Here is a 12797-nt window from a genome sequence, read left to right on the forward strand (position 1 = left end):
TTGAAAGGTGATATATGCTGCACCGCGAGACGGGAAGACTGAGGTCTATAGCCTGATGCAATGCCTCTCGTTTACGTCTTCCAATCACAACAAACCCGGAGAAATCGATATGGAACCCATTCGTTGGGGTGTTCTCAGCACGGCCGGAATAGGAATCAAGGCGATGCTTCCCGCATTACGCGTAGCAGCAGGTTGTGATTTACGTGCTATCGCCTCCAGGCAATTGGACCGTGCCGAGGGCGTGGCCCGTAACTTCGGGATCGAGCGCTCTTATGGCAGCTATGACGAATTGCTGGCCAATCCCGAAATCGATGCAGTTTACAATCCACTGCCCAATCACCTGCATGTGCCTGTTACACTGCAGGCGTTGCAGGCGGGAAAGCATGTGCTATGTGAAAAGCCACTGGCCATGACCCAGGCCGAGGCAAGGCAGGTCGCCAAAGCGGCATCGGCCGCAAACCGGCAGGTGGCCGAGGCATTTATGGTCTGCCACCATCCGCAATGGGTGCGGGCACGCGAGTTGTTGCGCGAGGGACGGATCGGCAAACCCTTGGCGATCCAGGTGCTGTTCAGCTATTCAAATACCGATCCCGATAATGTCCGCAATCAGGCCGATATCGGTGGCGGTGGACTTTATGATATCGGTTGCTATGCGGTTCGGGCCGGCCGCTGGCTTTTCGATTCCGAGCCCGAGGCAGTTTGTGCCGTGATGGATCGCGATCCAGAATTCGGAACCGACCGGCTGACAACCGGAGCAATCCGTTTTCCCAATGGCTCGCATCTGGGCTTTACTGTCGCAACGCAATCGGCATTGACGCAGCAGATGACAATCCTTGGTGCCGAGGGCTACATGCTTTTTGATGCGCCATTCAACTGCCCGTCGGATCACGCGGCTCGGTTGATCATCGATGAGGGTTCGGATTTGTTCGGCAAAGGGCGACAGATCGAGGTCCTACCGCCCGCTGACCAGTATCGGCTGCAGGTTGAGGAGTTCTCCCGCGCGATCGTCAGCGGTGAGACTCCACTCAATGGTCCCGAGGATACAATCCGCAACGCTTCCGCAATCGAGGCCCTGACACGCGCCTCTGTAAGCGAACGATGGGAGGCGATCATGCTCTGACGCGGCTCTGTTGCACAAATCGGATGATGGTCTGAGTTCTCGTTTCCGCGAACAGACCTGTCCCACGAGCTCTGTGACAGGTATGCCGAGTGCGGTGTAGCCGTTCAGGACAGCGATGCGGCCCTGGAGTTCTGCGATCCGGCGGTCGAAGTCCCGTGCCATGAGCCGCTGGCCCAGCAGTTTCACGCAGTGCATCTTTGCCTCGACGCGGCTCCGGCGGTGATATCGGCTCCATCGTCGCCACAACGCCCGGCCGAGGTATTTCGCTGCACGTAGCGCTTCATTTCTTGCGATAGCCCCGAGGGTGACGGTCTTCCATGGCTTGGGTGGGCGGACATTGCCAACCATCTCGGTCCGGAAATGTGGTGTGCTGGCCATCAAACCAGCCAGCATATGGGACTCAGGAAGTTCAGAACCCACCCCTGCATGATGCGTGTCAGGGCAGCGGATCCGATGAGGTTCGGTCACGATCCGGTTCGGACGAGATATCGTCCAGTGCAGCCAGCGTCAGCGGTTTGCGTGGAAGAAATTCGGGCAGGTAGCGGCGCAGATATCTCAATAGGGTCCGCCTCGGAAGAAGGTTCGCAAATGAGCCCGATCGTCAATAAGGCCCAATGGGACAAGATCCAGACGTTCATCCAGAAGGGGGATGATGAGGGCGCTCGGTTAGTCGTGGGCGGCTCGGGTCGTCCGGAGGGCGTTGATAAGGGATCTTTCGTTCGTCCCACTATTTTTGCGGATGCAAATAATCAGATGACGATCGCCCGTGAGGAAATTTTTGGTCCGGTGCTGACGGTGATCCCTTTTGAGACTGAGGAAGAAGCGGTCGCCATCGCCAACGACGCCCCTTACGGCTTGGTCAACTACGTCCAAACCAACGATGGGGAGCCGGCAACGTGCGAACAATTGTATCTGGCGCAAATCAAAGACATTCCATTAGTGGTTCGACGTCACTTCAGATCGAATCAGTCGAGCAATACCCTCCGCTGTCCCGGCTATTTTAAGCAGAACATTGGCTCGACTTGCCGCGACATAAATCAGCTCCGGATCAGTCAACCCGTCAAGATCAATTAGAAAAACGCACAGGCGGGATAGACCTTTAAGGCGCCTAACGGTATCAAATATGATACGGTTGGGGTCGCGGCACGCTATGAGCGATGCGGAGACATCTTCCTCAACGCCATCATCCTGGCCGCGATCATCATCTTCCGGATATGAAATTTATAGGGATGGGGCCTAGAAACTGGCCGCCGTCAGGCCAAGCGGCAGCCCCTCAGAAATGGCAGGAGGAGATCGGCGGCGCGCTTACGATAAACGCGGGGGCAACGTCAGAAAACCCCGCCCGGCCGAAGAGCGTTGAGAGAGTGGTCCGAGCATAGATTGCCTGGAGTGATTGGGAGTAGAAATCAAAAGGCCGGGGACAGCTTCTCTGCCCCGGCCTAAAGGAGAAAGCTTATAATCAGATGAAGATTTTTGTCGCGTTGGATCGTGCCCAGTCCTTCGCCTCTTGCGACGCCGCCCATTTGATCGCGTTCAGCATAAGCTGTTCATAGGCCGGATGCGACCAGGCGTTATTGTCGTGGCCGGGCTGAATGTAAACGACCGGTGAATTCTCGGCGCTCTTGTACCATCCGGCCAGATTGCTGCCCGGGGGGTGGCCGTCGCCAACATTCGCGCGGTTCGGCGCATGGGCGAATGATTCAACTTCGGCCTTGAAGTCGGTGGATAGCAACGGATGCACCGAATCTTCCAGAACGGGGCAGAGATAGGGCTCGTCCACGAGGTCGAAGTCGGTGATGCCCGCCGTGATGGGGTGATTTGTATCGACCACAGTGAAGCGCTGTTCGGTGCCCTGACGGTAGCCGGATTTCGGGTAGTCCACGCCTCGAACGTTCTTGATGTCATTGCCCCAGTCGGCAGCTGCACCCATCACTTCGATATAGGCGTTGGTCCCGCTGACGCCGGCAGGCCAAGTATGAACCCAAGATGCCAGCGAATGATGGAAGAAGACGAAGCCCTTGTCTCCATCGATCAGCAGCTGCTTCAGGTCAGCCTGAAGTTTTTCGGACGGGGCACGATATTCGTAAACTGGCTTGCCATCTGCATCGAGACCGGTTTGCTCGCGCCCAGCGAAAGCATCATAGAACAGAAATACATCATAAGCCTTGGCCAGTTCAGGGTCGAAAAAATGTTCAGCTGCGGGATGCTCGATATGAGTCCAGGTGATGTCTTCACCAAAGCGGTCGAGCATCCGAAACAAGTTTTCCCGGTCGAAGGCGTGGAACGCCGTGACGAACAGCACACGAATCGGGCCAACACCACCCTGCGTAGGCAGGTCAGTCGTTGAGGTGCTGTTGATCGGTGCGCCAACGCCAAGCGGCGAAGTGCCTTCGGCGCGAACGGCCAGAGGCAGAGCTGCGGTCGCAGCAGCGGTCGCAAAAAGTGCACGACGCGACAGGGTCGGTTTTTTGTCTTCGGACATCGGGCTTCCTCCTGATATTGGGCTGTGCCGGTAACGTTGCCTGTCACCAGCGCGGATCTTCGGGTCAGGCGCGGGCGTAGCCGCCACCTTCGGTTACGTTGACAGCACCGCCGGTCAGTTCGGCCAACCACTCGGTATGATCGAGAGGTCGCGAGAACATCGGGAAGTTTTTGGTACAGGCGTGAACCTGCTCCTCCTGACTGAGCGTAGCAGTGCAGTCGGTCAGGGTGACGACGTCATAACCCTTTTCGTAACCGCTGCGCATGGTCGATTCGACACAGCAGTTGGTCAGGAATCCACCAAGCGCGAATCCAGTGATGCCCCGGCTACGCAGGATGAAGTCAAGGTTGGTGCTTTCGAAACCGCACAGGCCACGCTTACCTTCGATGACAATATCACCATCCACAGGCTTCAGAGCGTCGACGATCTCGGCACCCCATTCGCCTTTGCGAAAGGATGAAGAATCAACAACTCCCTTCAGGATACCATATGGGTCTGCGCGCAATTCTTTGTACCCCTCGGCGAAGCTGATCGGCACGTGCACGATTTGCACACCCATTATGCGGGCTTCGGCCACAGTGTTGATGGTGTTTGTCAGCATGTTCGTGCTATCCATGACTGGCCTGACAGCATCGTGCAGCGTACCGCCCGGCGTGGTGAAATCGTTCTGGAATTCGATCAGAACTAATGCGTTTTTTTTGGGATTCATTTTTTCCTCCAGATTGAAATCTGTCCGTTATGCCGTTTTTTGGCGTGTCACTTCGCGATTTATTGGAAATAACCATAGCGCGAATGGGAAGCTTTCATCAATTACACGGGAAAAATTAAATCTTAATGATATAATAATATAAATACACATATTATTATAAGAAACTCCCCAAGATATTCTCATTTTTTACTTAATCCTGGCTGTTACTTGTAAATAAAATCTCGCATAAACAAAGAAATTTCCGGAACATAAGTAATAACGATCAGGCACAAGATCATCATACCAATCATCGGTATCAGACGCGGGACCACGTGATCGAACGGAATTTTTCCGACTGTACAGGCAGCAAAGACATTTACTGCCATAGGCGGTGTGACCATGCCGATGGCGAGGGCTACGATCATAATCAATCCCAAATGAACCGGATCAACACCTATCTGAATGGCAACAGGCGCGATAATCGGCGTCAGAACCAAAACCGCCGAGTTAGTTTCAAGGATCATTCCAATAAGCAGCAGGCCGATATTCAAGACGATCAAGAAGATCAGCTTGCTTTCGAAATGCTCTGTCAGAAAACGCCCAAGTTGATCGGGCACACCGGCGCGAGTGATCATATAGCTGAAAAGACCCGCACAAGCGATGATGATCATGATCATGGCAACCGAGATAACTGACTTGTGCAGGATGACGGGAATATCGCGGATCTTTACCTCGCGATATATCCCCATGCCAACGATCAGCGCGGCAAAGACGGCGATAATGGATGCCTCGGTCGGGGTGGTGATGCCGGTATAGATGCCGCCCAATATGATAATCGGCAACGACAATGCAGGCAGGGCTGCCAAGAATGCGTGCGCCACCGGCAGGCGGTCAACATGATCATTCTGGCCATAGCCTTTGTAGCGGCAATAAAGCAGCGTAAAGATTAACATCACGGTACCGACGAATAACCCCGGCCCAATCGCGGCGATGAAAAGTTGTCCGATCGAAACTTCGGCAGCGACACCGTAAAGGATCAACGGAATAGAGGGTGGTAAGATGATTCCCAGTTCAGCCGAAGTGGCTTGCAACGCCCCGGCATAGCCACGGGGATAGCCGTGTTTTACCAGTGCCGGGATCAGAATCGCACCAATGGCAAAGGTTGTCGCAATCGAGGATCCGGATACAGCCGCAAACATCATGCAGGTCAGCACGCAGGTCGCGGCCAGCCCGCCCGGCAATCCGCCGACCATCGCTTTTGCCAAGGCGACAAGGCGGCTGGAGATGCCGCCGCGCTCCATGATATTACCAGCCAGAATGAAGAACGGAATAGCTGCCAGTGGGAACTTGTCGATGGCCGAAAAGATTTCTTTCGGCAAGATCAACATGTTTGCGCCGCTCAGCCACAGACCCGCGATCCCCGCCAGCCCAAGCGCGGCGGCAACAGGCAGGGAAATGGCAAAGCCGATAAGAGTAACGGCCAACATAAGATAGGACATTCAGGTTCCCCTAGATCGTGTGCTCGAGTTCCGTGTCGGCTGAGTCTGCCGGAGGGTCAAAATAATGTGCAATCGTTGCAAACGCGGCGAACAGGCAACCGATGGGGATGGCCAGATAGGCCCAGAAGACGGTCATGAATTCCAGTCCGATGATCGCCTGTCTCGTGCTGCGGAGGGTGTAGTCCAGCCCCCACCAGCCCAGCATCGCCAGAAAGATAAGAGTCAGCATAAGAAGAACCACTTCATGGCTTTTCCGCCACCGAGCCGGCAATTTTCGACGCATGAGGTCCATGGTGATCATGCTGCCTGTGCGGAACAGTACCGCCATTCCCAGAAACACCATCCAGTTCAGGCTGATGCGAACCAGAACCTCGGTCCACTCAAAGGGGAACTTGAAGAAAAAGCGTGACGACACTTGCAAAAGACCAAGGCAGGCTGCCAGCGCGAGCAATGCTGAAGAAACGGCTGAAAGGACAGCGATGAAAGTTCTGTCCGCAAAGCGCAGAATGGCGATCATGTTCGATATAACTCCCGTCCGGGGTGATCAGGATAAGCGATCATCTGTGCGGATGTTCGCACATTATCTGCAGTGCGGATCAGTCCGACGGTTGCCAGTTGAGAATCCGGTCAAGGTCTTCCGAGCCGTTTTCGTCGATAAAGTCCTGCCGGGATTCGGCTAACCTCTCGATAAAGGCATCACGTTCGATGTCTTCGATGATTTCCATTCCGGCGGCGCGCATGGTATCCAGCGCGTTGGCTTCATCCTCGTCCACCCGGGCGCGGTTGGCAGCAGCCCCGACTTTGGCAGCTTCGACGAAAGCCACCTGATCTTCAGCTGGCAGAGAGTCGAACAGATCGAGATTCATCAAGAAGACACAGGGCGAAAACACATGCCCCGTCAGGGTCATATATTTCTGCACCTCCTGAAAGTTGTTGGATTCAATCACCGAAATGGGGTTTTCCTGACCGTCAACTACACCTTGCTGCAGCGCTGCGAAGACTTCGGTGAATGCCATCGGTGTGGGCAGGATTCCCAGCTCGCGATAGGCTGCGATGTGCACCGGATTTTCCATCGTGCGCAGCTTCATTCCGTCAAGATCGTCGGGCGACGTGATCGGACGGATGTTATTGGTCATATGGCGGAAGCCATTGTCTGCCCAGGCCAGCCCCTTGATGCCGGCGGTTTCAAACCGGGCCAGCAGTTCTTCACCTATTTCGCTGTCCAGGACGCCACGCGCATGTTCATAGTCGCGGAACAGGTAGGGGACGTCCAGAACTTCCAGTTCGGGCACAAAGTTCGGCACAGGTCCGGTTGATGTGAAGGTCACTTCCAGCGTGCCAAGCTGCACGCCTTCAATCGATTCGCGTTCCGCACCCAGTGCACCGGCATAGAAGGTCTGGACATCATACCGGTCGTCGGTCAGCCGTTCCAGTTCTTCTGCAAATGCGTCAATTGCCACGCCATGATGACCATTTTTCGGCATCGAAACATTAACACGAATAACTGTTTGCCCGACAGCTGCGCTGCCTATCATTATTACCCCTGCCGCGACCAGAGACAGTACGCCCAATTTCCTGTGATGTACTGACATTATGTACCCTCCCCAAGCAATGTCATTATAATAAGCTGGGTGCAGTGAAAGCCGTGGAGAGTTTAACCGCAAGAGAAATGATAAAATCTACCATTTAATAATATTATAAGATTATAGCATTAAGAAAAGTATTTAATAGGAAGATTTGACTAATATTATTCTGCATCCTAATCCTCATATTTATCAAAAGGGGGGCATCACTTCATGATTGTTATGACAGTCGAATACCACGTTAAACCCGGAAAAATGCAAGATGTCTTGCAAGGACTTAAAGAGATGAGCGTCTTGGTAAAGGCCGAAGAAATTGGCTGTCTTGGATATCAGGTTTTGCGCCCACATGGTGTAGAAAATCGCCTTCTTTTGGTTGAGTCGTATATTGATGAGGCGGCGCTCGAGGATCACCGGAAAACTGTGCATTTCAAGAATATTCTGGAAGTCAAGGTTGTTCCGCTGCTGGATGATCGGATTCGCAATTTCTACACAGCAGAGGTTATGTAATTCATCTTCATTATTTTGGAAATGAACAAATAACTTCTGTAATCCAGTTAAAATAGGAGGAGAACTAACATGAAACTCACAACGAAAGCGGCCCTTGCCGCCATAACAGCATCGGCTTTGGCGTTTCCAGCCCTTGCGCAAGATCCGGACTTTAAGGCCGCTGATTTCAAATATGGTCCAAGCTTCGATGTGGAGGGCGAGGTTGAAGTTTGGAACACCGCCAAGCAGAAAATTCTGGCTGGTGAGGACCTGGTCGGCGGCACTGTCCGTTCGGACAACCCGCGCATCTATTGCTCGATGGCAAATGCTGGCTATGACTTCGTTTGGGTTGAAATGCAGCACGATCAAACGAACTGGGCATCGCTCGCCTCGATGTATCGCGAATGTCACGATGCGCCGGCAGTTCCGGGCGTTCGTATTGCGGAAACGACCGAACGCGAAATCCAGCACGCGATGGACGCAGGCGCAATGGTTCTGGTCGTTCCGACCATCGACAGCGCAGAGGAAGCCCGTGAGGTCGTGAAATGGACCTACTTCCCGCCGGTAGGACGCCATAGCTCGGGCGGAGGTCAGTTCTCGGACTTCTACAAGGATGTTCCGAACGGATATCGTAATTCGTTCAACGAGAATATTGTGGTGATCACGATGATCGAAACGATGGAGGGCGTTGAGAACGTTGAAGAAATTGCCGAGGTAGAAGGTATAGACGCGCTGATGGTCGCGTCGGGTGATCTGGGCAACTTCTCCGGCTATTCAGAAGGTGATCCAGAGTATGAAGCCATTGTTGACCGTATTGTTGCTGCCGCTCAGGCCAACGGAAAGAAGGTTTGCGGCCCGTTGAAATGGCGCGCTGATCGTCAGGATTTCACCTGCTTTCAGGGTGGTGCGGACCTGAGCCTTGTTGCCGCAGGTGCGGCCGCTGAGTTGGAAGAAACGGCTCGTAATTAAGTGTTTTGTCCGGACGACTTCGGTCGTCCGGCTTACCACCCGTACCATGCTTCTGCAGGGCGGGCACAGCTTTCTATGGATGCAGGCATAGCGGACGGATTGAATATGAAGATTGGATTTATCGGAGTTGGGATCATGGGCGCGCCGATGGCGGGCCATTTACTGGCTGCCGGGCATGAACTGGCTATCTATGGTCGCAGCAAGCGTCCTGTGGCGCTTGGGGCGGCCACATTCTGCCTCAACTCGCGTGAGGTTACCGAAAAAAGCGACACGATTATCCTGATGTTGCCTAATACCCCTGACGTCGAGACTGCCCTGTTCGGTGCTGATGGCGTTGCCGAAGGGCTAACGCCCGGTAAGCTGGTCGTGGATATGAGCTCGATTTCTCCTGTCGCCACCAAAGCGTTTGCCGCGAAGCTGGCGGACTTGGGCTGCGATTTCGTCGATGCGCCGGTTTCGGGCGGTGAAGTCGGCGCAAAACAGGCGACGCTGTCGATCATGGCAGGCGGCGGTGCCGAGGCTTTTGCCCGCGCCCGGCCGCTGTTTGAACTGATGGGTAAGAACATCACCCATGTTGGCGATGCCGGTGCTGGGCAGGTGGCCAAAATCGCCAACCAAATGATCGTCGCGCTGAACATCGGTGCAGTTGCCGAGGCACTCGTTTTCGCTTCGCGAGCCGGTGCTGATCCTGCAAAGGTACGTGAAGCACTGATGGGCGGTTTTGCGACATCCCGGGTGTTGGAGGTACATGGCGAACGGATGATTGCCCGCACTTTTGATCCGGGATTCCGTATCGAACTGCACCAAAAGGATCTCAACAACGCGCTGGAATCTGCTCGTCAGATGGGATTGGCTTTGCCCGCCACGGCCACGGGACAGCAACTGTTCTCGGCCTGCGTTGCGCAGGGCGGAGCAGGCTGGGATCATTCGGCGCTGGTGCGGGCGATCGAAGTTATGGGCGCCCATGAAATCACCTGAAGCAGAGACGCTGGGAACCCCGGCGGGTGGCTTGCCCGGTTCGCCTGTCGTGCATACCAGGTGGACTGCAGAACCGTTCTGCACGATCTGTTCAGGGCGGCACTTGCGGCATATGGCCCAGAGGGCAAGTTTGACGGTATTCTTCCCTCTCGCCCAAGGGGACGGGTGATCGTGGTTGGGGCAGGAAAGGCGGCGGCCCGCATGGCCAATGCATTGAGACAGTCCCCTGTGCGGGCTGGTAATCACGCGCTATGATTATTCTTGTCCGACATGGATGATCGAAGTGCCAGAGGCCGCGCATCCGGTGCCGGATCAGGCCGGGCTTTCGGGGGCCTCGCGGATTGCAGACATTGTACGCAGTGCAGGAGCTGATGATTTGGTGGTGGTCCTGATGTCAGGGGACGCATCGTCATTTCTTGTCAGTCCGGGGTCGGGCGTCACGTTTGAAGATAAACGCAAGGTCAACCAGCAGCTTTTGCGCAGAGGGATCCCGATTGGCAGTATGAATTTGGTACGCAAGTCTCTTTCCGCAATCAAGGAGGAGAGTCGGCGTAATTTGTCACACCAACCAAGGTTGTAACTTATATCATTTCTGATGTGCCCCGAGACGATCCGGCAATCATCGGGTCCGGCCCGACGGTGATTGAGGATGTCTCGCCCGATGAAGTTTTGTCCATCATCCACCGTTATGGCGTTCATCTGCCTCCGGGCCCGCATGACGTTCTGACCTGGTCCCGGTCGAATACCGGGCTCCAGACCGGTCCCATCCAAGTGATTGCCAATTCACGGATGGCATTGCTCGCGGCAGCAGAAAAAGCTGTTGCCTTTGGTTTGCAGCCTCTGATTCTGGGTGAGGCTCGAGAGATGGGAATATCGCGTGCTGGTATAGCTCACTCTGCGCGGCGTTACGGAGTTCCAGTATCTGCTCCGGCTGTATTGCTCAGCGGCAGTGAAACGACGGTCACTGTGCGTTGTGACGGGCGGGGAGGACGTAATGCTGAATTTCTGCTGGCATTTGCAATTGTGATTGCGATGGAGGATGCCTCCTGCGCGACCATTGCCTCTGATACCGACGGAAGCGACGGCAGTGGTGATAAGCAGGCGCCTGGTTCGCCGAAAACCTGTCTCTGCGCGACGAAGGGAGCCTGCAACGCGAATATCTATCCCGGAATGATGTCTATAATTACTTCCAAGCAGTAGATCGGCTGATTTTCACCGTCCCAACGCTGACAAACGTGAATGATTTCTAGGCGATCCTACTGTGGTAGGCATCCAGATCAGGCAGAGGAAGCGAGCGGCAGAAAAATTTGGATTGGCTCCACGGCTCTGTCGATATGGGCGTTCTCAAGCCCTTCGGCGATGACTTCGGACATAGCGCGACTTGCCTTGGCGGGGTCACCGGTCTGGATCGCATCATAGACCATTTGGTGACGCTGGATCGATCTTGCGTGCCGCTCAGGCCGTTCAATGGGGGCAGAAATGCCGAAGGCAGATATGATTGAAGCTTCGATAATCGAACTGAAGGTTTGCAGGAATGGGTTATGCGACGCCAGCAGAATTTGCTGATGAAAGCCTAGGTCCGGCTCGGCATAACTGGTGGCGGTACGATGAGACGCGCTCATCTCCCGCAGATACCGGCGCAGGCGGACCAGATCTTCGGGTTTTCGCTGCGTTGCGGCCAAGGCCGCTGCTGCTGGCTCAAGCGCCTGGCGCACTTCAAACAGTTTAACCAGAAATTCGGTATCCACGCCGTTCTCCAGCCTCCAAGACAATACTTGCGGATCGTAGTAGTTCCAGAATGAGACAGGCAAGACACGTGTGCCGACCCGGGTCTTAGCCACAACCAACCCTTTGGCGGCCAGTGTCTTGAGTGCTTCGCGAAGAGCGGTGCGCGAAGCACGGAACTCGGCCATCAACTCAGATTCGCCGGGCAGGATTTCTCCCACGGCATAGTTTCCGCGCAAGATTCGGTAGGCAATTTCGCGTGTGATCAGATCATGCAATGATCGGATCCGATCGTTGCATGACAATCTGGGCATCTCAAGAGGCATGCTGGTTGGAATACCGGTCTGGATTCCCATATGTTTTCCTCCCCAATCCATATTGCTTCACTGGCGCGCAGATAATGCAATGCCATGTGGCTGCGGCCTCTCCCTGCCCGTAGCCCTTTCCTTTCAGGATCAGTTGATCCGAAGGTTCCGCCTAGCCTGTTCACGAGCAAGAATCTTTTTCGCAGGATGGTCCGCGATAGGTACGCTTAGATCAGGCGAGATTTCCCCTGCTGCGATCAAAGCATGATAGCGGGCACAGCAAACCCGCAGAAAGGATGTAAAGTTGCCCAGATCATGGTCCGCGTCCATAGATTCGTGCCAAAGTCGCGTGATCAGCTGTGACACCGTCATACCGTCGCGCTGACCGATTTCGGTAAGTGTAGACCAGAAATGATTCTCGATCCGGATCGATGTAACGACCCCATCAATTCGCAGGCTATGCGTTTGGCTCTGCCATTGCGAGGCGTCCGCCTCAATGAATAGTTGACACATCAAGGGTTCTCCCACGCCAAAGATGCCGATTGTCCGCCGCCCAAAGGGGATATCCGCATTGACAAGCAGGAATGCATGATAGGGCCAGATTGCCTTTGGATGCATTCAAAATAAAATCCACGAAAATCTTTTTTCCTGCAGCCTCATGCAGGTGGTTTCCGGGTGACAAAATCGCGTATTCATGTATTTCCCCCTGCCCTTGCCCCCTTTTGCCCAGTAGATGACAGTAAGCATGACACACTTCCGTTACGCTGGGTGTTAACCGGATACTACATAGGTCAGAAAGGCACCGTGATATTCTTGGTGGTATGACCACCGCTCACATAGGGTTTCTTCTCAATTAGGGTCAGGATCTGTAATTGCATAGCTCAGGCGGTGTTGATCCCTTGAGGGTTTCATGGATCTGTCCGCACTGACCGAGCCGAGGCTGGTCGTGCTGTATCGGGTCT

General features: G+C 54.5%; 15 protein-coding genes and 3 pseudogenes. 9 read left to right on the forward strand and 9 right to left on the reverse strand.

Going from position 1 to position 12797, the window contains the following annotated elements; genetic code table 11:
- Positions 1-109: 109 nt before the first annotated feature.
- Positions 110-1120 carry a Gfo/Idh/MocA family protein gene (locus tag Q0601_RS21920; RefSeq protein ID WP_305292094.1) on the forward strand — a complete coding sequence of 337 codons (1011 nt, stop codon included), beginning with the start codon at positions 110-112 and terminating at the stop codon, positions 1118-1120.
- 60 nt (positions 1121-1180) lie between these two features.
- On the opposite strand, the pseudogene Q0601_RS21925 reads toward Q0601_RS21920, so the two are convergent.
- Positions 1181-1444: pseudogene (locus Q0601_RS21925) on the reverse strand (IS5/IS1182 family transposase); the annotation flags it as partial.
- Positions 1445-1556: 112 nt separating this feature from the next.
- Positions 1557-1679 (reverse strand): hypothetical protein, encoded by a 123-nt coding sequence (locus Q0601_RS21930; RefSeq protein ID WP_305292108.1) that lies wholly within the window; start codon positions 1677-1679, stop codon positions 1557-1559.
- 35 nt (positions 1680-1714) lie between these two features.
- Here Q0601_RS21930 and Q0601_RS21935 point away from each other — a divergent pair.
- Positions 1715-2014: pseudogene (locus Q0601_RS21935) on the forward strand (aldehyde dehydrogenase family protein); the annotation flags it as partial.
- 565 nt (positions 2015-2579) lie between these two features.
- Here the strand turns inward: Q0601_RS21935 and Q0601_RS21940 are convergent.
- The 5 genes from Q0601_RS21940 to Q0601_RS21960 all read right to left on the reverse strand — a co-directional run bounded on the left by Q0601_RS21940 (position 2580) and on the right by Q0601_RS21960 (position 7381).
- The gene (locus Q0601_RS21940) at positions 2580-3602 is read right to left on the reverse strand and encodes a ThuA domain-containing protein (protein ID WP_305292095.1); all 1023 of its coding nucleotides are present in this window, start codon (positions 3600-3602) and stop codon (positions 2580-2582) included.
- A 64-nt stretch (positions 3603-3666) separates the two neighbouring features.
- Positions 3667-4311, reverse strand: a complete 645-nt coding sequence (locus tag Q0601_RS21945; protein ID WP_305292096.1) for a cysteine hydrolase family protein — start codon at positions 4309-4311, stop codon at positions 3667-3669.
- Positions 4312-4514: 203 nt separating this feature from the next.
- Positions 4515-5789 (reverse strand): TRAP transporter large permease, encoded by a 1275-nt coding sequence (locus Q0601_RS21950; protein WP_305292097.1) that lies wholly within the window; start codon positions 5787-5789, stop codon positions 4515-4517.
- Between the two features lie 10 nt (positions 5790-5799).
- Entirely contained in the window at positions 5800-6306 is a 507-nt protein-coding gene (locus tag Q0601_RS21955) for a TRAP transporter small permease (protein ID WP_305292098.1), read from the reverse strand.
- Positions 6307-6385: 79 nt separating this feature from the next.
- The gene (locus Q0601_RS21960) at positions 6386-7381 is read right to left on the reverse strand and encodes a TRAP transporter substrate-binding protein (protein ID WP_305292099.1); all 996 of its coding nucleotides are present in this window, start codon (positions 7379-7381) and stop codon (positions 6386-6388) included.
- A 204-nt stretch (positions 7382-7585) separates the two neighbouring features.
- On the opposite strand from Q0601_RS21960, the gene Q0601_RS21965 reads away from it, so the two are divergent.
- From Q0601_RS21965 to Q0601_RS24780, 7 genes and pseudogenes are all read left to right on the forward strand, one after another.
- A complete protein-coding gene (locus Q0601_RS21965) occupies positions 7586-7879 on the forward strand; it encodes a putative quinol monooxygenase (RefSeq protein ID WP_305292100.1) in 294 nt (97 codons plus the stop codon).
- A gap of 69 nt (positions 7880-7948) precedes the next feature.
- Positions 7949-8827, forward strand: coding sequence for an HpcH/HpaI aldolase family protein (locus Q0601_RS21970; protein WP_305292101.1), 879 nt, complete (start codon positions 7949-7951; stop codon positions 8825-8827).
- A gap of 105 nt (positions 8828-8932) precedes the next feature.
- Positions 8933-9805 carry a 2-hydroxy-3-oxopropionate reductase gene (locus Q0601_RS21975; protein WP_305292102.1) on the forward strand — a complete coding sequence of 291 codons (873 nt, stop codon included), beginning with the start codon at positions 8933-8935 and terminating at the stop codon, positions 9803-9805.
- A 60-nt stretch (positions 9806-9865) separates the two neighbouring features.
- On the forward strand, positions 9866-10060 hold the full coding sequence (locus Q0601_RS24765) for a DUF4147 domain-containing protein (RefSeq protein WP_370656164.1): 195 nt from the start codon (positions 9866-9868) through the stop codon (positions 10058-10060).
- Positions 10047-10385 carry a DUF4147 domain-containing protein gene (locus tag Q0601_RS24770; protein WP_370656166.1) on the forward strand — a complete coding sequence of 113 codons (339 nt, stop codon included), beginning with the start codon at positions 10047-10049 and terminating at the stop codon, positions 10383-10385. The genes Q0601_RS24765 and Q0601_RS24770 overlap by 14 nt, the downstream gene beginning before the upstream one ends.
- Positions 10376-10888, forward strand: a pseudogene (locus tag Q0601_RS24775) (MOFRL family protein); the annotation flags it as partial. The gene Q0601_RS24770 and the pseudogene Q0601_RS24775, both read left to right, overlap by 10 nt.
- A gap of 62 nt (positions 10889-10950) precedes the next feature.
- On the forward strand, positions 10951-11055 hold the full coding sequence (locus Q0601_RS24780; RefSeq protein ID WP_370656167.1) for an MOFRL family protein: 105 nt from the start codon (positions 10951-10953) through the stop codon (positions 11053-11055).
- A 27-nt stretch (positions 11056-11082) separates the two neighbouring features.
- Here the strand turns inward: Q0601_RS24780 and Q0601_RS21990 are convergent, their stop codons facing one another.
- On the reverse strand, positions 11083-11886 hold the full coding sequence (locus Q0601_RS21990; RefSeq protein ID WP_305292103.1) for a FadR/GntR family transcriptional regulator: 804 nt from the start codon (positions 11884-11886) through the stop codon (positions 11083-11085).
- Positions 11887-11985: 99 nt separating this feature from the next.
- Positions 11986-12453, reverse strand: a complete 468-nt coding sequence (locus Q0601_RS21995) for a ribbon-helix-helix domain-containing protein (RefSeq protein ID WP_370656165.1) — start codon at positions 12451-12453, stop codon at positions 11986-11988.
- Positions 12454-12797 lie beyond the last annotated feature (344 nt).

This window comes from Paracoccus wurundjeri (assembly GCF_030678915.1).
In the GTDB taxonomy this organism is placed as follows: Bacteria; Pseudomonadota; Alphaproteobacteria; order Rhodobacterales; family Rhodobacteraceae; genus Paracoccus; species Paracoccus onubensis_A.